The 19988-nt window shown below is 48.0% G+C and carries 24 protein-coding genes; 6 read left to right on the top strand and 18 right to left on the bottom strand.

The window, feature by feature from the left end:
• Positions 1–49 precede the first annotated feature (49 nt).
• From BN6539_RS06160 to BN6539_RS06145, 4 genes are all read right to left on the bottom strand, one after another.
• Positions 50–781: a hypothetical protein gene (locus tag BN6539_RS06160; RefSeq protein ID WP_067535221.1), complete on the bottom strand. Its 732-nt coding sequence runs from the start codon at positions 779–781 to the stop codon at positions 50–52.
• Positions 778–1644, bottom strand: a complete 867-nt coding sequence (locus tag BN6539_RS06155) for an ABC transporter ATP-binding protein (protein ID WP_067538130.1) — start codon at positions 1642–1644, stop codon at positions 778–780. The genes BN6539_RS06160 and BN6539_RS06155 overlap by 4 nt, the downstream gene beginning before the upstream one ends.
• Entirely contained in the window at positions 1631–2017 is a 387-nt protein-coding gene (locus tag BN6539_RS06150; protein ID WP_330385059.1) for a GntR family transcriptional regulator, read from the bottom strand. Before BN6539_RS06150 ends, BN6539_RS06155 begins: the two co-directional genes overlap by 14 nt.
• A gap of 663 nt (positions 2018–2680) precedes the next feature.
• Entirely contained in the window at positions 2681–3700 is a 1020-nt protein-coding gene (locus BN6539_RS06145) for an FAD:protein FMN transferase (protein WP_082907376.1), read from the bottom strand.
• A 25-nt stretch (positions 3701–3725) separates the two neighbouring features.
• Between BN6539_RS06145 and BN6539_RS06140 the strand changes: the two genes are divergently transcribed.
• The 3 genes from BN6539_RS06140 to BN6539_RS06130 are packed head-to-tail and all read left to right on the top strand — an operon-like array spanning position 3726 to position 6352.
• Positions 3726–4097 carry a NusG domain II-containing protein gene (locus BN6539_RS06140; protein WP_082907375.1) on the top strand — a complete coding sequence of 124 codons (372 nt, stop codon included), beginning with the start codon at positions 3726–3728 and terminating at the stop codon, positions 4095–4097.
• Positions 4081–4605, top strand: a complete 525-nt coding sequence (locus tag BN6539_RS06135) for a Gx transporter family protein (protein ID WP_067535215.1) — start codon at positions 4081–4083, stop codon at positions 4603–4605. The genes BN6539_RS06140 and BN6539_RS06135 overlap by 17 nt, the downstream gene beginning before the upstream one ends.
• 16 nt (positions 4606–4621) lie before the next feature.
• Positions 4622–6352, top strand: coding sequence for an aminopeptidase P family protein (locus BN6539_RS06130; RefSeq protein WP_067535212.1), 1731 nt, complete (start codon positions 4622–4624; stop codon positions 6350–6352).
• Positions 6353–6435: 83 nt separating this feature from the next.
• Here the strand turns inward: BN6539_RS06130 and BN6539_RS06125 are convergent, their stop codons facing one another.
• The 10 genes from BN6539_RS06125 to BN6539_RS06080 form a co-directional block, all read right to left on the bottom strand.
• Positions 6436–7071: a GNAT family N-acetyltransferase gene (locus BN6539_RS06125; RefSeq protein ID WP_067535210.1), complete on the bottom strand. Its 636-nt coding sequence runs from the start codon at positions 7069–7071 to the stop codon at positions 6436–6438.
• Between the two features lie 27 nt (positions 7072–7098).
• Positions 7099–7509, bottom strand: coding sequence for a DUF3788 domain-containing protein (locus BN6539_RS06120; RefSeq protein ID WP_067535207.1), 411 nt, complete (start codon positions 7507–7509; stop codon positions 7099–7101).
• Positions 7510–7537: 28 nt separating this feature from the next.
• Positions 7538–7891 (bottom strand): hypothetical protein, encoded by a 354-nt coding sequence (locus BN6539_RS06115; RefSeq protein ID WP_067535204.1) that lies wholly within the window; start codon positions 7889–7891, stop codon positions 7538–7540.
• 93 nt (positions 7892–7984) lie between these two features.
• Positions 7985–8329, bottom strand: a complete 345-nt coding sequence (locus BN6539_RS06110; protein ID WP_067535201.1) for a type II toxin-antitoxin system HicB family antitoxin — start codon at positions 8327–8329, stop codon at positions 7985–7987.
• Complete coding sequence (locus tag BN6539_RS23420; RefSeq protein WP_227142713.1) at positions 8326–8472, bottom strand: type II toxin-antitoxin system HicA family toxin; 147 nt, start codon at positions 8470–8472, stop codon at positions 8326–8328. Before BN6539_RS23420 ends, BN6539_RS06110 begins: the two co-directional genes overlap by 4 nt.
• Positions 8473–8741: 269 nt before the next feature.
• A complete protein-coding gene (locus BN6539_RS06100; RefSeq protein WP_067535195.1) occupies positions 8742–9209 on the bottom strand; it encodes a RidA family protein in 468 nt (155 codons plus the stop codon).
• 2 nt (positions 9210–9211) lie between these two features.
• A complete protein-coding gene (locus tag BN6539_RS06095; protein WP_067535192.1) occupies positions 9212–10396 on the bottom strand; it encodes an aminotransferase class V-fold PLP-dependent enzyme in 1185 nt (394 codons plus the stop codon).
• A 22-nt stretch (positions 10397–10418) separates the two neighbouring features.
• Complete coding sequence (locus tag BN6539_RS06090; protein WP_067535189.1) at positions 10419–11792, bottom strand: APC family permease; 1374 nt, start codon at positions 11790–11792, stop codon at positions 10419–10421.
• A 219-nt stretch (positions 11793–12011) separates the two neighbouring features.
• Entirely contained in the window at positions 12012–12593 is a 582-nt protein-coding gene (locus tag BN6539_RS06085) for a GntR family transcriptional regulator (RefSeq protein WP_067535186.1), read from the bottom strand.
• 116 nt (positions 12594–12709) lie between these two features.
• Positions 12710–13258, bottom strand: coding sequence for an HdeD family acid-resistance protein (locus tag BN6539_RS06080; protein WP_067535183.1), 549 nt, complete (start codon positions 13256–13258; stop codon positions 12710–12712).
• A gap of 143 nt (positions 13259–13401) precedes the next feature.
• Here BN6539_RS06080 and BN6539_RS06075 point away from each other — a divergent pair, with 143 nt between their 5' ends.
• Positions 13402–14118, top strand: coding sequence for a hypothetical protein (locus BN6539_RS06075; RefSeq protein ID WP_067535180.1), 717 nt, complete (start codon positions 13402–13404; stop codon positions 14116–14118).
• 20 nt (positions 14119–14138) lie between these two features.
• Here BN6539_RS06075 and BN6539_RS06070 read toward each other — a convergent pair whose 3' ends face one another.
• From BN6539_RS06070 to BN6539_RS06060, 3 genes are all read right to left on the bottom strand, one after another.
• Positions 14139–15335, bottom strand: coding sequence for a glycine C-acetyltransferase (locus BN6539_RS06070; RefSeq protein WP_067535176.1), 1197 nt, complete (start codon positions 15333–15335; stop codon positions 14139–14141).
• Positions 15336–15529: 194 nt separating this feature from the next.
• On the bottom strand, positions 15530–16735 hold the full coding sequence (locus BN6539_RS06065) for an L-serine ammonia-lyase (protein ID WP_067535173.1): 1206 nt from the start codon (positions 16733–16735) through the stop codon (positions 15530–15532).
• The gene (locus tag BN6539_RS06060; protein ID WP_067535170.1) at positions 16710–17606 is read right to left on the bottom strand and encodes a LysR family transcriptional regulator; all 897 of its coding nucleotides are present in this window, start codon (positions 17604–17606) and stop codon (positions 16710–16712) included. Before BN6539_RS06060 ends, BN6539_RS06065 begins: the two co-directional genes overlap by 26 nt.
• A gap of 108 nt (positions 17607–17714) precedes the next feature.
• Here BN6539_RS06060 and BN6539_RS06055 point away from each other — a divergent pair, with 108 nt between their 5' ends.
• A complete protein-coding gene (locus BN6539_RS06055; protein WP_319638983.1) occupies positions 17715–18626 on the top strand; it encodes a DMT family transporter in 912 nt (303 codons plus the stop codon).
• Positions 18627–18717: 91 nt separating this feature from the next.
• On the opposite strand, the gene BN6539_RS06050 is transcribed toward BN6539_RS06055, so the two are convergent.
• Positions 18718–19293, bottom strand: a complete 576-nt coding sequence (locus BN6539_RS06050) for a hypothetical protein (RefSeq protein ID WP_067535168.1) — start codon at positions 19291–19293, stop codon at positions 18718–18720.
• Between the two features lie 328 nt (positions 19294–19621).
• Between BN6539_RS06050 and BN6539_RS06045 the strand changes: the two genes are divergently transcribed.
• Positions 19622–19975, top strand: a complete 354-nt coding sequence (locus BN6539_RS06045; RefSeq protein WP_067535165.1) for a helix-turn-helix domain-containing protein — start codon at positions 19622–19624, stop codon at positions 19973–19975.
• The last annotated feature ends 13 nt before the right edge of the window (positions 19976–19988 follow it).

The following is a 19988-nucleotide window of genomic DNA, read 5'->3' as shown; positions in this document are numbered from 1 at the left end:
TCCTGTTCAGAATACACCTTGCCCTAAGGGGAGAGTCAAGAACAGAATGTCACACTTTTAATTCCGTCCTGCGTATAATCAGATAGGAGCCTATGCTCAAAATTCCGGCTATGAGAAGCAGACTCATGATAGGATAAAGAAAGTTGATTGCATCCTCAGCCACAAAGCCGATTGCCTTAACGGCAAACGTAATGGCAGCCTCGGCAAAGTCTTCCGGCAGAACAAATTTCAGCAGAGCCGGGATGATCAGAACGACTGTCAGACCCAGGCCGATTGCCAGATAGATGGATGCCACTTTGCCAATTTTGTTGATGATCAAAATTGACAGATACAGCAGGCAGCAGACGAGCATATAGGCTAGGAACAACCACAGCCAGTTCAGAAAGAAGGAGTGCTCATATCCATACAGCCCGCCGAAGAGTGAAAAATACCCACTGGCCACAGCGTGAAGCGCATTTCCTACGATGGTATCGACTGCAGCCATAATGGCCGAAGTAAAAACAAACAACGAAAGTGTTGCCAGAAAAATGTATTTTCGGGTAAAGCCATTCTGAATCAGCATTTTGAAGTCCTCTTTGAAGCCAAAAACCCCTAGAATTCCCACATAAATCATGGAATTGAGCTCCAGCCCGTTTGTTCCGATTTTTTCCATATCGCCTGTACTGATGTAAATGATGGCGGAAATAACCGAAATGGCTGCGAATACGCAGATGTAAAACACCCAGATATACTTGAACGAAGTCACACATTCGTATCGTATCACCGTACCTAATTTCTTCATTGTTCATTCCCGCCTTTCTCTGTCAACTTAACAAATAATTTCTGCAGATTCATGTTGGAAAGCTGCAAATTGCTGCCCGACGGCAGTTCTTCCCTCTCTCCAAGGACATATGCCAGTTTCAAGTTCCCCAGTTCGTCATAGCCGATGACATTTTTCCCTTCACAGTATCCGTCCACTTCCTCGGCGATACCGGAAACACAGTATCCCTTATCCATCAGGGCTTCCGTAGTCTCCTGCAGTAAAATCTTGCCCTGGTCTATGACCACCACCTCTTCGATGATGTTTGCCACTTCTTCGATGAGGTGGGTCGCAATGATGATAGTTCGTTGGTTTGCCTCGTAATCCTCCAGCAGCAAGTCATAGAACAGCTCCCGGTGATTCGCATCCAGCCCCAGCACTGGCTCGTCAAAGACCACATAGGGAACGTCTAAGGAGAGGGCGACGGTCAGCTTGAAGATGGACTGATAGCCCTTGGATAAGGTCTTTAGTTTCTTGTTTGTATTCAGATTGAACTTTTCTGCGATTTCATAGGCTTTCTTCAAGTCAAAGCTGTCATAAAACCGTGCCGACCATTTGAAGAGTTCTCTGACTCTGAGTCCGGAATCATAAAGATCCGTTTCACTCATACAGTACAGCTTCTCGTGTATCTCCATGTTTTCCTTTCCCTGAAGGCCATCGATGGAAATTTCTCCCTGATCAGCAAAGATTCTGTTTGCCATGATATTGATCAGTGTGGATTTTCCCGCTCCATTTCTGCCCAGGAATCCATAAATCTTGCCATATTCAAAGGAGAGGGAAACGTCGTCAAGCGCCGTGACGTCTTTATATCGTTTACTCACATTTTTAATTTCAATTGCATTCATCTTCATAACCCCTTTCTATCAACGTAATGATGTCCTCTTTAGACATCTGCAGCTTGCGCGCCTCTTCAATGAGCGCAGCAACGTATTGATTATAAAACTGCCCCTGTCTCTTCTTCTGTATTTTCTCCACTGCACCGGTCTTTACATACATTCCCAGCCCTCTTTTCTTATAAATGATTTCTTCCTCTACCAGCATGTTCATCCCCTTCAGCACCGTATGGGGATTGATGTTCAACAGCGCTGATATCTCGTTGGTGGAAGGGATCTTCGTCTCTTCTGGAAATACGCCGGTAAAGATGGAATCCTCTAACTGTTCCGCAATCTGAATGAAGATCGGTTTGTCTGTATTTGGATTGATGTTCAATGTTATCACCTCTTCGCTAGTTAGTTAGTCAAGTAACAAACTAGACTACGTCTTAAATATAACCCATTAGAAAACTGTTGTCAAGGGGTTTGTGAAAAAAATAAAAAAGAGTCTGCTTCAAAAATGATAATAACTTAAGTAAGCGAAGCGAAAATGCCCCTGGATGACCTCCTGTTACGATAACCTTATGCTTTTTGGGCATATCCGCGCATTCCCGCGTAACCGAATCATTGTCAAAACACCTCAACAGGGGGGTATCTCTGATTTCGGTTACTTTTCCTATCCATTTCTCCGCTGCAAAGGCCCTTCAAACTCCAAAAAAGTAACCTGACGCAGCAAATTCATGGATTCTGCAGCAATTCTTCGCCGGCCTCAGGGCATATATAGAGATATGGTGTCTGATATTGCTGCAGTGTTATGCCAAACTTTCTGAACAGCGTCAAAAAGCCTAACTTTATTGTACAGAATGCCCGGAGCATACCCCTATACCGTATACGCTCCGCCCAGCAATTGCATCGCAGGAGATTATAGACATTTTCAAAAGTACATCACACAGGATTTTCAAAAAAAGAAAAAACGCATCTGCGCAGGAATCATCCCGTTAACATCTGCGTTTTGAATTTTTAACATTTTTGATGCGAAGTTTTCCGGATTTGCTACATTTTTGATGCGCTATTCCTCCGTAAAGGTGTCCATGCCGCGGGTCTTCGTGATCTTGCCGTCTTGGTCCACGAATACAGCCTCCACGCCATCGACTTTCTCGATGAACTTGACGCCTTCTTTGACGCCCAATATCAGACAGATGGTCGACATGGCATCGCAGTCGCCAGAACGTCCGAGTCCGGAAACAAGCGACACGCTGACCACGTCGGTGTCCACGGGATAGCCGCTGTTTACATCCAAAATGTGGTGATAAGTCTTCCCGTCTATTTCAAAGGACCTTTCGTAAGTGCCGGAAGTGACGACAGTGGCATTTTTGACTGTCATAGATCCGATCAATTCGTCCCGTTCTGAAAACGGCTTGGTGATGCCGATTTTGAAATCCTCTCCATCTTTGTCACCGATAGCGATGATGTTGCCGCCCAAATTGATGACTGCGCTGGTAACGCCTCTTTCCTGCAGCAACTCTGCGACTTTGTCTCCCACATAGCCTTTGCCTACGCCGCCCAGGTTGATCTCTCCGGCAGGGTTTTCCATGGTCACCGTATTGCCGTCAATTTTGATCTGATGATAATCCACCGCTGCCAAAGCTGCTTTGATTTTTGATGCAGATGGCAGCTCGGGCTCTTCCGCATGGAAGTCCCAAAGGTCTGTCACCTGTCCGATGGTGATGTCGAACTTGCCATCAGACAGTTCACCGTATTCAATTCCTTTTTTGATCACCTCTATCGTGCGGGGGTCGCAGGTCACTGGCGCGCCTTTGGCGTGGTTGATCTTATAGATGTCAGAGCCTTCTCGAGTGACGCTGATCAGAGACTCGTACTCTGCGCAGAGAGCAAAGGCTGCATCAATGGCGGATTCTGCCTTTTCCTCGTCCATGTCTTTCATGTCATAGATACTGATTCGACACATGGTGTCCATATAGTAGCTGTCTTTTTCAACCTTCTCAGTCTTTCCCGCACAGGCGGTCTGTGATATAATAAGCGTTGTTACCATAGAAATGGTCAATAATAGTGTAAGAAATTTTTTCATATGCACCTCATAATAGGAGTATTTCATGTTTAAAATCATCAAAAAAGCGGATATCGCTTTGTTTGTTCTTTTGATTTTGATCGGCCTGGGCCTGTCCTGGTGGTCTCTCGCATCGGGAACGCAGGGCCAGAAAGTCGTCGTCACTGTAGACGGCAAGCTTTACGGCACCTACAGCCTGGTCGAGAATCAGACCGTAGAAATCCGGCAAAGGGGCCGCCTCAATAAGATTACCATAAAAGACGAAACTGTGCAAATGTCTTATTCTGACTGCCGCAACCAGGTCTGCGTCAAAGACGGGAAGATCAGCAGGACCAATCAGAGCATCGTCTGTCTGCCAAACAAAGTGATGGTGGAAATCACCGGCGGAGAGGAGGACTTCGATGCAATCTCAAATTAGCAAGAATTCACAGAGGACAAAACGATTGGCAATTTCATCCATGTTTGCCTGCCTGGCGCTGATATTCTCCTATGTAGAAGCGATCATCCCTTTCAACGCAGGAATTCCCGGCGTCAAACTGGGCATCGCCAACCTGGTGGTCATCATCGCCCTCTACGAGATGAACTTCAGATATGCCTTTGCCATCAATGCCTTGCGCATTCTCATTTCCGGCCTGCTTTTCAGCGGGGTTTTCGGAGCCCTCTACTCTCTGGCGGGAGGATTTCTCAGTCTTTGCGTCATGTGGCTGCTCAAGAAGACCAATCTGTTCAGCATGATAGGCGTGAGCATGGCTGGCGGTGTGGCCCACAACATGGGTCAGCTCCTCGTAGCTGCCCTGGTCGTCTCTAACCTGAAAATGTTTCTCTATTTTCCGATATTGATGTTTTCGGGAATCGCCAGCGGCATCATGATCGGCATCGTCGCCTATGTCATCGACAAAAAAGTACCAAAGAGTTTGTTTAAATAGAAAGTGAGGAAAACTTATGAGACAGCAGCTCATCAATCTGCGTCAGAAAATGCAGCAGAACCAAATCGACGCCTATCTGATTCCGACGACGGACTACCACGGTTCAGAATACGTCAACGATTATTTTAAATGCAGAAAATATATATCCGGCTTCTCAGGATCCGCCGGAACCCTGATCATCACCATGGGTGAGGCCTGGCTGTGGACAGACGGCCGCTATTTCCTGCAGGCTGCAAAGCAGCTCGAGGGCACCGGTATCGACCTCATGAAGATGGGGCAGCCTGATGTTCCGACCATCTCAGAATACCTGGAGGCTACATTGACAAGGGAGGACTGCCTCGGCTTTGACGGCAGAGTGGTAGACTGCGAAATGGGCCGCCAACTGGCAGAAAAGTTCAAGGTACGCTGGGACATCGATCTCGTCGGCGAGATCTGGACTGACCGCCCCACCCTGGACGGCTCTGAGATTTATGCAATTCCGGAGTCCGTCACCGGTGAGTCAGCCTCTTCAAAGCTCTCCAGAGTCCGCCGCTACATGGCCGAAAAAGGCGCTGACTATCATCTGATTACCAAGATGGAAGAAATCGCCTGGCTTTTCAATCTTCGTGGAAACGACGTGGCCAATACGCCGGTCTTCTTCTCCTTTGCTCTGATCGAGCAGGAGCGCGCCAGTCTCTACGTGCTGGACGATTCAGCAGACCTCGCCATTGACGGCATAGAATTTTTCCCATACCTGCAAATCTTCGAAGATTTGAGGAAATTGCAGAAGGGCAGGATTCTGCTGGATGAAGAAATCGCAAGCTACGCCATCACCGCCGCCATCCCTGACTCTGTGGAGATCATCAGCGACAGCGATCCTGCGGAGCTGATGAAGGCTTTGAAGAATCCGGTAGAAATTGCGGCTACAAAAAACGCTCATATCAAAGACGGCGTGGCCATGGTCAATTTCCTTTACTGGCTGAAAAAAACCATCGGCAGAGTCCCGATGTCCGAAATTTCCGCCGCCGATTACCTGGAAAACTGCAGACGTTCGCAGAAAGGCTGGTTCGACTTGAGCTTCGGTACCATTTCCGGTTATGCAGGAAACGGTGCCATCATCCACTACGATCCTACTCCAGAAACCGATAAGGAACTGCGTCCGGAGGGATTCCTTTTGGTAGACTCCGGGGGCCAATATGAGGATGGTACCACCGATATCACCAGAACTATAGCGCTGGGGCCAATTACCGATGTGATGAAAGCGCATTACACCGCCGTCCTGCGCTGCAATATCGACCTGGCTATGGCAAAGTTCAGCGCAGGCACCACTGGCGCACAACTGGACGAAATCGCCAGGAAACCGCTGAAGGATATGGGACTGGATTACAATCACGGCACAGGACACGGCGTCGGCCACATCCTCAGCTGCCATGAGGGGCCGCAGATCATCAGCCCGAAGGGAACCAGATGTCCCCTCTATCCCGGCATGATCACATCCGACGAGCCGGGCGTCTACATCGAAGGGGAATATGGCATCAGGCTGGAAAACGAACTGCTCTGCGTGGAGCTGTCAGATGCGTCGTACGCCTTTGAAACCATCACCCTCTGTCCATTTGATCGGGAAGCGATTTTGCCGGACCGCCTCACTGACGAGGAACTGGAATATCTCAACAACTACCATAAAAAGGTTCAGGAGACGCTGACGCCGCTGGTCAGTAAAGAGATCGCAGAATGGCTGGCTGAGCAGACCGCACCGATTACAAAGTAGCATTCAATAGAAAAGGCGCTGCCCATGGCATGCGGGGTATTCCCGGAAAGCAAGGCGCGCCTTTTCGTTTTCTATTTTTTACCTTACTGGAGGATGGCATGGCTGAGGATATAAAATTCTTCCTGGCATGGCAGGTGTTTCTTCTCCCATTTTTCCAGGCTGTCATCAAATCGCCGTGCTTCCTCTTGATCTATCTCGTATACAGCACTCTGATGGTAAATCCACTTGCGTCCATCCAAAGCGCCGGGTTTCAGTTCTTTTACCAGCATAGCCGCCGGATATCCTCCATCCGACACACAAATGTTGTACTTTTTGCAGCTCTTAAAGCCGCGGCTTACATAGTTGCCAGGATTTCCGAAGATCACGATCACATCAAAGCCGAGAGCAGCCGCCTTATCAAAGGAATGTTCGATGATTTTTTTTCCGTATCCCGCTCTCTGATACTCCGGCAAAATACAGACCGGTCCAAAGGTGAGGATGTCTTTCTCTTCCCCACTCTCATCTATGAGTTTTGCTTTGGTATACATGATGTTTCCGACGATTTCGCCATCGACTTCTATGACAAAATCAAGATCTCGTATAAAATCTTCATGAGACCGCATGATGTGGGTCAAATAGTGTTCATCGCATCCAGGAACATACAAATTCCAAAAAGCCGCCCTAGTGACTTCCTCCACCTTCTTATAGTCGCGTTCCTCTTCGTTCCTGATCTCTATCATAGATATCCTCCTATATCATCTTTGGTATTATGAACATTTGACAGCTAACAGCTTCTGAATATCATCGAAATGCTCCCTGCACGTGATCCGATAATGAATCCAGCCGCCGTCGCCACAGGCGTACTGATTGTCGATATATTCTCTCGTATATGCCTGCACCTGTTCATAGACCGATTGAAACTGTTTTTCTGACAATCTCATCATCACCGTAAAAGCGTTTTTCTCAGCGAAGATGTTGCACATCAATTTTTGTTTTTTTCTGTGGGCGATTCCCCATCCATAATGATTGCCATAGGGAAAAGTGGGTTTCTGCACAGTGCCATATGTCTGGGCCAGCCATTCATTCAACAAAGCAAACAGTTCTCCGTTCTCACCGCAATACGCCGTCATTTCGGCTATGGTCGGTTCATTTTGCTTATCGAGCATTCTTTCGTACATATCGAGTTCCTTTCTCTGCAATCTATGATTAAAGAATCATAAACAGCGGGCTGATCAGCAGCAGCAAAGTGAGAATCAGCGAGGTCCACTTTCCAACTTTGGCGAACAGATGGTCTTTGTTCTTTATGGCAAGCAGAAACGCCGGTACAAGCAGAATCAGTGCATAGAATACGGTGTAATGCACACCTTGTGCCTGATGTCCAAAAGGCACTATGGAAAGTGTCTGGTCAGGTGTTGCCGCTTCATTGGACCAGGCAGACAGGTTAAGAGCATGGAGAACCTGATCTCCTAAACAGTAACCAGAAATGTTGTAACTCCATAGGACAGCCACAATGACAAGCAACAGGGATATGGATCCTAAACCTAATTTTTTCTTTTTCATGTCATACCTCTTTCTCTGATCTAAAATGCACGCTCTGAAGGCAGACGGCTATCGTAAGTTGCAATGCCATCAGTACCTGCCATATATCCTGTATTAAATTTCTCTCTTTGCCACATAAGCGGCTATGGCCTCCTCAACAAAACTGTTTAAGGATTTCTGACTCCCTTGGGCATAAATAACCGCCTGTTTATGAAGTTCCGGAGAAATCCTCACATTGAAACTGCCTTTGTATGCAGTCTCCGGTTCCGTGCCTTCTTCTCTGCATAACGCAAGGTAGTCATCTACAGCTTCATGAAAGTCTGCAACCAATTCTTGTGCAGTCGTGCCTTCATAGGATAGCAAAGGACGGATTCCCATAACTTTCCCAAAAAAGAGATTATCTTTTTCCGAGAATTCCACACTTCCTATATAGCCTTTATATTCCATCGTGTTCTTCATAACAAATCCTCCTGCTCCAAAATTTCTAACAGCTGCTTGACTTGATACTCTAGCAGTTCTTTCCGCCCATGAGGCTTATGTAATAAAATCGCAGCATGGTTGTTACTAATAAAACGTACTCTTGAACCGCTGGTCTTCCCCATATTAGAACGCCTATATGTTAAAAGCCCTAGTAAAGTCTCTGCTTCAGCAAAGGTAAAGTCTTTTGGTTTCCGAAGCCTCTCGATTAGCTTTCCTTTTTTCCCACGTATACGTCCTCCTTTGTTTTAGCATAACATAAGAGGACTCACATTACAACTAAATTTAGTCGCACTATGAGTCCTCTCCTTCCATCATGCCATTCACGCAATTTCCTAGTGATTTCTAATCAAAACATGGCACAGGCGGTGCATACTGCTATTGACAAACCGCGTTAATATTTCACTTTGATAATCATTTCCACTTCCAGCGGAATGCGGAATGGCAGTACGTTGGCGCCCACCGCTGTACGAGCATGACGTCCTCTGTCGCCCAATACCTCTACAAGCAGGTCGGACACACCGTTGATAACGGCAGGCTGTTCAAAGTAGTCCGATGCACTATTGACAAATCCCTGGATTTTTATAATCTGCTCCAGGCGATTCCAATCGCCGCCCAGCTCCCTCTTTAAGATGGCCAGAAGATTGATACCAGCCAGCCTTGCAGCGTCATAGCCTTCCTCAGTTGTCATATTTTCACCCAGCCTGCCAAACACTGCTGGTTTTCCGTTTTCAAAAGGACCTGCACCAGAGAAAAACCAGATATCCCCTGCCTTCTGTACGCTTACATAGTTCGCCATCGGCTCCGGTCCTGCATCCAATGTAATTCCTAAATTCTCAAGATTTTTTTCAATCTCATTCATCTTCAGACTCCTTTCTTCAGAACCGCAAAGAAGCGGTCTATATCTTCTCGGTTATTGTAATAGTGAAGGCTGATCCGCATTTCTCTCTCCCCGTTTTCGTCCGGGGAACCAATCGGGGCGCAGACCTTTGCCGCTTCAAAGTCTTTTTCCGACACCTGCAGGCTCTTTTCCAGTTTCACAACCACGATCTGGCAGCGGTTTTTCCTGGGGAAATCGTAACTGAGCCGAATCCCCTCCGTCTCCTCCACCCTGCTGCAGAAATAGTCCGCCAGGCCGCAGACATAGCTTTCGATGTTGGAAAGCCCCAGGCGGTTGTTCTGCATGGCTACAAGACCCAGTCCGTAAATCCCATCGTTATGCTGGTGACCGATTTCAAAACGGCCTGCGTCAGCTCTCAAATCCAGGCGATCCTTTGCGGTATTGAAACGGTCTGTATCCGACATCCAGCCTGCCCCCCAGTGACGAATGCGCTTCTGTACCTTTGGACTAATGTAAGCATAGCCCGTACCGCAGAAATTCATCATCCACTTGTAATCGTTGCCTACGAGAAAGTCGACATTCCACTTCTCCACATTTACCTCCAGGGCACCCAGCGCCTGCACACCATCGACGTAGAGCAAAATATTCTTTTCAGCACAGAACCGCCCCAGAGCATCCATGTCGAGCCGATATCCCGTATTGCTTTCTACCAAATTGACAGAAACAGCGCGGGTATGTTCATCACAGCGAGCTGCAATCCGCTCTGCCGTCATCCTGCCGTCCTCCGGTTCAACATATCGAATTTCCAGACCTTCCGCCTCTCGTTTCTGCCAGGCAAAACGGCTGCCGATCCAGCCTTTCCGTACAGTAACGATGTTATCGTCTTCTGCATAATCGATGCCTTCCGTGACCAAAGTGAACAGCTGCGTAGAACTCAATCCAAACGCGATTTCTGACGGCTTGCAGTGGACCATCTCTGCGAGGGCTTCCTTGGAACGCTGATGCATGAACAGGGTGCTCACCGTCTCATCTTCATATGCCCACAGAGAATCTCCGCCTTTGTAATATCTGTCGTCCATATACCTGCGAACGCCTTCATAGACAAAGTCCGGGACAAGCCCGGTGCTGCCCGTCTCGAAATATGCCCAATCCCTAATGCCAGGGACATGGGACCGGAAGTCAGTTATCGTCTTACTAAAATCAATCATGATACTCCTCTTCATTTATTTCTTATTGATAGGAAGCTTCTTTTTCTTCCCAAGGTGCATAAGGCTGTCTCAGTTCTTCCATCAAATCTTCACCTTTGTTCTTCAGGTACTTTGCGCGGATAAAGAAATATATGTATCCAATTACATAGACTGCCAGAATCAGCGCTACCGTCTTGAAGTCCAAAGTCAGGGCCATCTGCACGCTGAGATAGAGACAGATGATGCAGGTGAGAATCGCCAGACACCGGGCGACCTGCACGCCCATCTTCACGCTGGAGTTTTCACAGCACTTCGGATACTTTTTATATGCAAATAAAGGTGATACCGTGTTCGGCAGTTCGGATATGGTGTTGCAAAAGGAGAACACAGTCATTACTACGCCGAAGGTAGCGCCAGTGGCGCAGATCCCGATGGCGATTGCCATGACAATGAACAGACTCCAATATGCAACGCCATGTTTATTTCTTTTCGCCAGAATTGCCGGGTACACCTTTTCACGTGCAGAGAATTCAAACAGCGCCACACAGGCAAGAGCGACAGGAACCAGCGATGTGATGATACCGCAGATAGGTCCCCCGATAATGAAGAAGGTCAGCAGCGCCGGCGACATAAAGTGAGACGCCACCTGCGACAGGGACTCTACTTCTGCCGATGGAACCACGCCGATGGTGACTACCGCCATGAGGATATAGACGACAGCAACGATTACCGGGCACAAAACCAAGGCAAAAGGAACAGTTTTTCCTGGATTTTTCACATCATCGGCAATCTGTGATACAGAACTTGCACCCGAGAGGGAGGAAGTCAATACGCCGATTGCTGCTGCCAGACTGCTGATACCGATTCCAGGTTTGATGATTTCTCCAAAGGTGACATTATCCGCATCCAGATTTGGCAGGCCGAGCACGATGTACAAGAAAATTGCAATCATCAAAAGGGCAACCATGATATTGCTGACCGAAACTGCCGTCTTGTTTCCAAACCATGCGATGACGGCAAATACCACCAACAACCCCACTGCCGCTGCCGTATTGCTGATAGAAAGGCTCGGGAAGAGCGGCGTAAAATACATGGCGAACAGCGTGCCGAACAGAGATACCATGGTCGGCATCAGAATTGATGATAGAGATACGAATACGCCGGCATAAGGATGCATCAGCTTGGCCGCCCACATAAACTGTGCTGCACTGGATGGGATGGCTGCGCTGGTGTACATCAAGGACAAGGAGCGCAGTACCACGACAAAAGCAGCTCCCAGCAGAGCCCAGATGACGCCGGAACCATATTCCGCTATGACTGTAGGCAGGGTTCCAAAGATGCCGGAGCCGACAATACAGCCGATACCCATCAGCAATGCTCCGATCAAACCAATTTTCTTTTTTTCTTTTGTTTCCATAAGTTCAAATTCTCCTTCTTAATTCTCTGATATCATCACTGATAACACTATAATCGTTTGTTTGATATTAGCACTGATGATATCAGTTGTCAACGTTTTTCGTTATTCTTCGCAAATTTTCTGACAACTAATACTAAAAAACTGTACCTCAGCCTTATGCTTTGGTACAGTCCCATTTTCACTTCTTTTTCTTTCTTATGTCTGCGCATAGGATGATGATTACTTCCGCTTGAGGTACCGGATATCCTCGTCCAAATACTGCAACGCCTTCGCCTCATCGCGAGCCAGCATGGCATCAATAATCTTATCAAAATTGTCGATATCTGCTTCACAGTTAATTTTGTTCATCGACGCCTTGATAACCAGTGGAATCAGAGTATCCACCAAAAATTCATTCCCCGACAGCCTGGCGAGTCCGATGTGAAACTTGAAATTGACAGTCTCTCTCGGGTCCAGGGCGCGCGTCTCTCCATCCCGATAAAAGCGCAGCTCTTCAAGTTCCTCGTCGCTTGCTTTGGCGATAGCAAGACGGACGCAGAGCGCTTCCAAGGTCTTGCGGATTTCTTGTATCTTGTCCAGCTCTTCATCAGAATAGGTGTTAATCATATAACCCCGCCTCGGATAGCTGATCAGATAACCCTGATCCGCCAAAATGTGCAGCGCTTCCTTGACCGGTGCCTTGCTGACCCCATACTTCTTCGCAACCTGCGCTTCGCTGAGGAAGTCTCTGGCAGAATACTCCCCGTCAATGATGCCATTGCGGATTTCAGCATAAATCTTATCAGATAGCTTTTCTTCCATACGTTGTCCCCCTGTCTAATGATAGCAATTCATTTGTTACCAGTATATGCTATTTTTAAGTTCCTAGCAAGAGCAACTTTTGATGGTGATACGGCTCTCTTGATCTGCACTCGTTCTCAGTCATCCTTGAACTTCTTCATTTCCCTGGTCATCATGATATTCGCTGCGATATCGACGACACCGCTGACCAGCAGTCCGATGCCGATCATGGTGAAGAGAACTTTTACCGTGGAGAATGGATTCATCATCATGACGATGCCGAAGGCCATGACCAGAACAGCAGCGATGAGGCTCCCCTTAAAGCTGCCATAACCGAATCGTTTCAGATTGATGGCACTCTGCACGCCGACGACGCCTTTGACGGTAATCATAAATCCGAGGACAAAAGGAATGATGGAGATGACGAATTCCGATTTGATGACGATGAACACCGCCAAGAGAAGCAGGACGATGCCTGTCGCCAGCCCGTCAGAGCTTTCGTCTGATGGTGCGTCTCCCTTACTCATGGCATAGCCGATCAGGTTGACCGCACCCATGGCCGCTGCGGCCCCCGCCAGCATCCAACAAATCGTCTCTCCGATCAGAGTAGGATATACGATCAAAACCAAACCCAGAGCCGCATAGATCAGCGAGCTGATGAACTTGGATGTATTCTTATTCTTCAAATAAACACCTTCTTTCATAACTCTATTTTACCACATTCTTACGCATTTAGACTACCATAATTGTCGTATCCCTCCGCTGTTGACGGTAAGGAAAAGAAACCATATAATGATTGTAGATACTGTGAGGAGAAAATCTTTCAATTATGACGAGTTACCAGACACAACAGCCCATCTTGCAGGAATATCTGGCAATCTGCACTCAGTTCCCAGATAAACCGCTTGGCAAAAAACAGCGCAAAGAACGGCATCAGGCTCTGATGAACTGGCTGCATCAGCCCTGTGACGATATTGTCAGTATTGCAGAATTATATGCCTTCCAGAAAGCCCACGCCGCTTTACCACTGGGAAAGCCATTCTGCACAAAAGTGATAGTACCCGCTGTCCTCGCCGATATGGAAAAAGGAAACATCGACGGCCTCCGCTTTTTATTTGAAAACAGTCAGGCGAAACCTGCCTTTGAAATTGGAACTGCGGAGGATTTTGTTGAAATCTTTTGTGCGGAGACGGGACATCGCTATAATCCGTACCAACTGGCCGATATGATTTTAAACCGCGAGCCGCAAAATCAAGCGGCTCTGCAGCACAAATACTTCCTCTTGAGACGGTATTTTGCGTTCTCTATTCACGAAGTGCCTTACGGCATCCTAAACGGTATGGATTTTGCGGAACCATCCGCTCTGCCTGCCATGATCCAGGATCTGGCGGAATTCGCAGAAATCTGCCGCAAGCTTTCAATCGACGAAGAGCCTTTCATCAGAAAAACTGCTGCACTGTATCACGCCTATGCGGCTTATCTCAATGCAGCAGAAAAATACGACGATTTTGCAGATTATCTTGTGCGACACTCCATTCCATTTTAAAAGGAATATGCCTGTCGTCATCATCTGCCGATTTCCGCGCGGGTCTCTATCAGGGCGTTTACGATAAAATCAATATCGTCTTTCGTATGACTGGCACATACCTGAGTACGGATTCTCGCTTTCCCTTTCGGCACGACAGGATAGGAGAAAGCAACCACGTAGACGCCCTTCTCCACCATACGATTTGCATATTCTACAGCTAATTCCTCATCGTAGAGCATCACCGGCACGATTGGATGGCTTCCTTCAATAAGATCAAATCCCGCCGCCGTCAATGCCTGGCGGTAGTAAGCAGTGATTTTCTCCAGATGATCGCGAAGCTGTGTACTTTCTTCCAGCATTTTGAATACTTCCAGGCTGGCTCCCGCGATGGACGGGGCCAAGGTGTTGGAAAAGAGGTACGGCCTACTCCTCTGGCGGAGAAGTTCTACGATTTCTCTGCGTGCGGCCGTATAACCGCCGGAGGCGCCGCCCAGGGCTTTGCCCAGCGTACCTGTCAGAATATCGATGCGCCCCTTGACGCCGCAGTATTCGGGTGTCCCCCTGCCGGTTTCGCCGACAAAGCCAGCGGCGTGGCTGTCATCCACCATGACGAGGGCGTCATGCTTGTCTGCCAGATCGCAGATTCCCGCCAGGTTGGCGATAATGCCGTCCATGGAAAAGACACCGTCGGTGGCAATCAGCTTGATTCTGGCGCCTGCCTGCTCCGCCGCAATCAGCTGCTGTTCCAGGTCCGCCATGTCGTTGTTCTTATAACGGTAGCGTTTTGCCTTGCAAAGCCGCACACCGTCGATGATAGACGCGTGGTTCAGTTCATCGCTGATGACAGCGTCGTCTTCGGTCAGAATCGTCTCAAAGAGGCCGCCGTTGGCATCAAAACAAGAAGCGTAGAGAATCGCATCCTCCATGCCAAAGAATTGACTGATTTTCTGCTCCAGTTCTTTGTGAATATCCTGGGTACCGCAGATAAATCTCACAGAGGACATGCCGTAACCCTTGGCATCGTAAGTATCTTTTGCCGCCTTGATCAGCCGCGGATGGTCGCACAGTCCGAGATAATTGTTGGCGCACATATTCAGCAGCTTTCTGCCGTCCGCCAAAGTCACCGCCCGCCCCTGCATAGAGGTGATGGGCAGTTCTTCTTTATAGAGACTGGCCGCCTTGATTTCAGCAATTTCTCTTGAATAATGGCTCAGTATATGTTCTTTACGTGACATGATTCTCGTTCCTTTCAAAAATGCAAGTTAACTGTAAGGTTCTGTCTAGGACAGATCTGGTTGATGGTGGTACAATGAAGACATCACCACAGCAAAAGGGGAAAGGAGGCGGGTTAAGTATCCAATTTCATCGCAAGATATCAGTTACGGTGATTGAACGGGCCGCAGACGCCCAAACTGCGGCTCGTTTATTTTCACTCAAAATAAGTCTTTGCCAAACCGCCTTCGCTGGTTTCTCTGTATTTACTGAACAGGTCCCGGCCTGTCTCGTACATGGTCTTTATTACCACATCAAAGGAAATCTTCCTGGTATGGGTCAAAAAGTTAGCCAGACTCAAAGCGTTAATCGCCCGCATGGCTGCCACCGCATTTCTTTCGATACAGGGAATCTGCACCAGGCCGCTGATGGGGTCGCAGGTCAAGCCCAGATGATGCTCCATTGCTACTTCAGCCGCATATTCAATCTGATCGATCTCCATGGCAAAAAGCTCTGCCAGTCCTGCCGCTGCCATAGAACAGGCGCTGCCTACCTCGGCCTGGCAGCCGCACTCTGCGCCGCTGATCGATGCGTTTGTTTTGATCAGATTGCCGATGATGCCAGCTGTAGCCAAAGCATCGATGATTTTTTCATCCGGCAGTCTGCGATGCTGCTGCATGTAGTACAAGGTGGCTGGCAAAACGCCGCTGGCGCCGCAAGTGGGCGCCGTGACGATGATGCCGCCGTCGGCATTTTCTTCACTGACAGCATAGGCAAATGCGCAGACCAAACGATTCTCCCGGGTCTGCGGGCTCTCGTCAATGTGGTTTTGGCGATACAGATAGCGGGCTTTCCGTTGCACTTCCAGCCCTCCCTGGAGGATTCCCTCTGCTGCAAGGCCTGCCTCAATGGTCTGCTTCATCCGCTGCCAGATTGCAGTCAGATATTCTTTGATTGACTCCCCTTCCGTCTCGTAAACATAGTCACAGATTCGCATGTGGTTCTGCTCACAATATGCTTTGATTTCTCCAAAAGTAGACAGTTTGTAAACGTCTCGCGCCTTCTCAGCGGGACGGCCTTTGATGACGATGCGGCCGCCACCTACGCTGTAGACCTCCATCAGCGCCATTGCACCGCCGTCAACGGCAAAAGCCTCAAAGACCATGGTGTTAGGATGAGGCAGTTCTTCATCAGGTTTGTCACTGAAGACGATTTCGCACTTCTCATGTCCCAGGACGTCGAGAATCGCCGTGTCAGTCATGTGGCCTCTGCCAGTTTTCGATAGGGAACCGTAGAGAGTAACCTTAAATCGGGCGGCTGCAGGATTCTCTTCCGCAAAGAGTTCCGCCGCCTTGGTCGGCGCTATGGTGTGGGAGCTGGACGGCCCCCTTCCGATTCTATATAATTCTTTCAATGATTCCATGATTTGTCTCCTTCAATACGTATGTCAAAAATCGCTTCACAGCAGCAGAGGCCGATTTGCTGTCTCGCATGGCCAGCCCCAGATCCCTGTAAGCGGGCTCCTCCAGGGATTTTTTTACAATGTGATAGGGCGTCCGCTGTAAGATCAAGTTAGGGAGAATGCTGATGCCCAGACCGCTCTCTACCATGGACATGATCGCGTAATCGTCCAAAGTGATAAAACGCACCTTGGGGTGCAGACCTCTCTGCCGCAAAAGTTCAGACACCTGAGACTTTTCTCCCCGTTCCAAAAGCATAAAAGGTTCTTCTTCCAACGCTTTGATTGGAAAGGATTCGCAATCTGCCAGGGGATGATTCTGCGGCATAATCACCATCATCTCATCCCGCTTCAGGGGGGTGATTTCCAGTTCTGCAGAAGCCGGCAGCAAAAGAAAACCGCAGTCCACCCTTCCCGCAAGGAGCCACTCCTCAATCTCGCCGTAGTCTCCCGACAGCAATTCATACTCGATATTGGGATAATCTTTCTGGAACGCCTTGATTACTGACGGCAGCCAGTGCGTGGCGATGCTGGAAATGGTACCGATGCGAATCAGTCCTGATTCCAGCCCCTGCAGCTGATCAACTTGGTCCTGCAGATTTTGGTACTCTCTGCACACGTTCTGCACGAAAGGCAGCATTTTTACCCCATCAGAGGTAAGCCTGACGCCGCTTCGCCCCCGCTCCAAAACTGATAAGTTCCACTCTTTCTCCAGGTCGCTGATCATGCGGCTGATGCCTGACTGCGAGTAGTGCAGCACTTCTGCTGCTTTAGTAAAGCTTCCATATTCAACGGTTTTTAAAAAGGCCATATATTTCTGTAAATTTGTATCCATTTTCCATCCATTTTTGTTATTATGTTCATGAGAAAAATTCACTTTTGTAATCTTATAGAGAATGATACACTAAAAAAATGCCAGAAGCAAGAGAAAGGACTTAATCTGATGAAAATGAACTCCGCGTTTTTAAAATATCTCGTCGCCCTGCTGCTTTTCGGATCCAACGGTTTCGTTGCCAGCCACATCCTTTTAGCCAGCAATGAAATTGTCTTTTTCCGAACACTGATCGGCAGCGCATTTCTGCTGCTGCTCTTTGTAATTACCAAAGGCCGTCCTCAGATACCCGCCAACAGAAAACACTTCCTCTATCTCCTGCTCTCCGGTGCAGCCATGGGCGCCTGCTGGCTGGTCTTGTTCGAGGCTTATGTACGGGTGGGTGTTGGCATTTCGACGCTGATCTACTATTGTGGTCCCGTCATCGTCATGGCGCTGTCCCCCTTCATCTTCCACGAGAAACTGTCCGCAGTTAAAATAATCGGCATGGTTATCGTGCTGGCAGGCATGCTCTTAATTAACGGCAGCGCAGCTTCCGAAAGCGGTCTCACCAAAGGTCTGTTCTATGCCATTTTATCAGCCGTTTTCTATGCCGTTCTGGTCATCTCCAGCAAAAAAGCCCGCAGCATCACGGGGCTTGAAAACGCAATGTACCAGCTGGGCGCCAGTTTCTTGACGGTGTTCCTATTCACGCTGGCGAAACAGGGAGTCCACTTCGGCTCCATTGCGGAAAATCTGCTGCCGATTTTGATGATCGGCATCGTAAATACGGGTGTCGGCTGTTATTTATATTTTTCATCGATTCAGAAACTGTCCGTAGGTACGGTCTCAATCTGCGGTTACTTAGAACCGCTGTCCGCAGTCATCTTTTCCGTAATCCTGCTGGGAGAAAGCCTCTCTCTCATGCAGATATTAGGAGGTATCCTGATTATCGGCGGCGCAGTCTTTGCGGAAAGCGCCAGCAGACGAAGCGGTCAGCATCAAGTTCTTGGCAATGGCTTGCGGCAGAAAAATGACGCTTAAGTGAGCGTCAAAAAAGCGCGAATCTCTTCGCGCCTCTCATTGCCTCAAAGACAAGAAGAACCCTTCTGTTCTTTCACTGTTCAATCCGACCTCACCTTGCGGCTTTTTTCGTATGTCGTATCATCGCAAGAGTCAAACCGACAAAAATCAGGATCGCTGCCGGCCCTAGATAGATGAGTGGAAAATGTTCGGATAATTGCCAGGATTCGTTGCTGCCGACAAAGCCATCCACCATGGAATTGGTCAGCCTTTCTGATATATAAAAGGCCACTATGCTGAGGCCTGCGATCAGCCAGAAGTTGGCACGGGTTATTCTGCGAATCAAAGCGATCAGTCCACAGGCAACAAGCCAGATAACACTGAGAGGCACTCCCAATTTAAGCACCCAAAAGATTGGATCTGGCAAATACAGATTCGCTGTCCATTCTATCAGATAGAGATAGGGCACAATGAAGACACAAATTACCGCATAGGTCCACAGCAGACGTTGTTTGCCGCCCAATAGCAGCGCAAACAAAGCCAGATAGGCGTAAACACAGCTGCCTGTCACAAGAAGAGACCAGGTAAACTGCTGATCCACTGCATAATTGACAATGAGACAGGTGATGACGGCGATTGCAAACGGTATCATCAGATATATTGCTTGTAATTTCTTTTTCTTGTTCATTCATATTTTCCTTTCGCTTCACATGGCGCTAAAGTCCACTCGTTTGCAGAAAAATGCTCATCCGCGGCTCATAAGCCTTCCCTCTTACTACTTGCCTTTCTGCTCAATTCATTATACGGATGAAAAAAACGTATGTCAATTCTTTTAACCGCCTCTTTTTTTGCTAAGTATTCCATTCGTCACCGCTCTGCACAATGCTTGTATAAACCAGATCGCAACAAATTATACTTATAAGTATATAGTAATACACTAACTGCGCCAATTGTTTTCTACTATTTGTTATATTAAAATATATTTATAAGTATATTCCAAAGCAGGAGGTGAAATTATGGAGGAACTGGACTTTTATAAGATTGGAAAGGAGATGAAGAGACTGCGCAGAGAGCATTCTTTTACGCAGGAGCAGGTAGCCGCAGACCTGGGCTGCACCGTCGCTTTTATCAGCAATATCGAAAATAACCGTACCAAACTAAATCTCCGCGTTCTCTTTTACTATTCAAAGCTGTTTCACGTCTCGGTCGACTCCATTCTAAACGCCAGTCGGGATGACATAGATATCGGCGTTGAAGCAAAACTCCGCGAGGAAGAACTGCTAAGAGTATTTCATCGGTTCAGCGAAGAAGAACAGCAAAAAATTACTGAGGTTTTAGAATTTATTTTAAAGGAAGGTAATACGACCTAACCAAAAAAGACGA

The sequence above is a fragment of the Emergencia timonensis genome, from assembly GCF_900086585.1.
Classification (GTDB): domain Bacteria; phylum Bacillota; class Clostridia; order Peptostreptococcales; family Anaerovoracaceae; genus Senimuribacter; species Senimuribacter timonensis.
Note: the sequence above shows the minus strand (reverse complement) of the source record. Positions and strands in the feature narration are given on the sequence as shown.

Excerpts from the sequence above, each read along its gene's own strand:
- BN6539_RS06120 (WP_067535207.1), bottom strand. The coding sequence starts at position 7,509 with ATGTACGAAAGAATGCTCGATAAGCAAAATGAACCGACCATAGCCGAA.
- BN6539_RS06060 (WP_067535170.1), bottom strand. The coding sequence starts at position 17,606 with ATGGATACAAATTTACAGAAATATATGGCCTTTTTAAAAACCGTTGAA.
- BN6539_RS06045 (WP_067535165.1), top strand. The coding sequence starts at position 19,622 with ATGGAGGAACTGGACTTTTATAAGATTGGAAAGGAGATGAAGAGACTG.
- BN6539_RS06145 (WP_082907376.1), bottom strand. The coding sequence starts at position 3,700 with ATGAAAAAATTTCTTACACTATTATTGACCATTTCTATGGTAACAACG.
- BN6539_RS06075 (WP_067535180.1), top strand. The coding sequence starts at position 13,402 with ATGACGAGTTACCAGACACAACAGCCCATCTTGCAGGAATATCTGGCA.
- BN6539_RS06110 (WP_067535201.1), bottom strand. The coding sequence starts at position 8,329 with ATGAAGAACACGATGGAATATAAAGGCTATATAGGAAGTGTGGAATTC.
- BN6539_RS06070 (WP_067535176.1), bottom strand. The coding sequence starts at position 15,335 with ATGTCACGTAAAGAACATATACTGAGCCATTATTCAAGAGAAATTGCT.
- BN6539_RS06100 (WP_067535195.1), bottom strand. The coding sequence starts at position 9,209 with ATGAATGAGATTGAAAAAAATCTTGAGAATTTAGGAATTACATTGGAT.
- BN6539_RS06050 (WP_067535168.1), bottom strand. The coding sequence starts at position 19,293 with ATGAACAAGAAAAAGAAATTACAAGCAATATATCTGATGATACCGTTT.
- BN6539_RS06065 (WP_067535173.1), bottom strand. The coding sequence starts at position 16,735 with ATGGAATCATTGAAAGAATTATATAGAATCGGAAGGGGGCCGTCCAGC.
- BN6539_RS06135 (WP_067535215.1), top strand. The coding sequence starts at position 4,081 with ATGCAATCTCAAATTAGCAAGAATTCACAGAGGACAAAACGATTGGCA.
- BN6539_RS06115 (WP_067535204.1), bottom strand. The coding sequence starts at position 7,891 with ATGAAAAAGAAAAAATTAGGTTTAGGATCCATATCCCTGTTGCTTGTC.
- BN6539_RS06095 (WP_067535192.1), bottom strand. The coding sequence starts at position 10,396 with ATGATTGATTTTAGTAAGACGATAACTGACTTCCGGTCCCATGTCCCT.
- BN6539_RS23420 (WP_227142713.1), bottom strand. The coding sequence starts at position 8,472 with ATGGGGAAGACCAGCGGTTCAAGAGTACGTTTTATTAGTAACAACCAT.
- BN6539_RS06130 (WP_067535212.1), top strand. The coding sequence starts at position 4,622 with ATGAGACAGCAGCTCATCAATCTGCGTCAGAAAATGCAGCAGAACCAA.
- BN6539_RS06125 (WP_067535210.1), bottom strand. The coding sequence starts at position 7,071 with ATGATAGAGATCAGGAACGAAGAGGAACGCGACTATAAGAAGGTGGAG.
- BN6539_RS06090 (WP_067535189.1), bottom strand. The coding sequence starts at position 11,792 with ATGGAAACAAAAGAAAAAAAGAAAATTGGTTTGATCGGAGCATTGCTG.
- BN6539_RS06140 (WP_082907375.1), top strand. The coding sequence starts at position 3,726 with ATGTTTAAAATCATCAAAAAAGCGGATATCGCTTTGTTTGTTCTTTTG.
- BN6539_RS06085 (WP_067535186.1), bottom strand. The coding sequence starts at position 12,593 with ATGGAAGAAAAGCTATCTGATAAGATTTATGCTGAAATCCGCAATGGC.
- BN6539_RS06160 (WP_067535221.1), bottom strand. The coding sequence starts at position 781 with ATGAAGAAATTAGGTACGGTGATACGATACGAATGTGTGACTTCGTTC.
- BN6539_RS06055 (WP_319638983.1), top strand. The coding sequence starts at position 17,715 with ATGAAAATGAACTCCGCGTTTTTAAAATATCTCGTCGCCCTGCTGCTT.
- BN6539_RS06155 (WP_067538130.1), bottom strand. The coding sequence starts at position 1,644 with ATGAATGCAATTGAAATTAAAAATGTGAGTAAACGATATAAAGACGTC.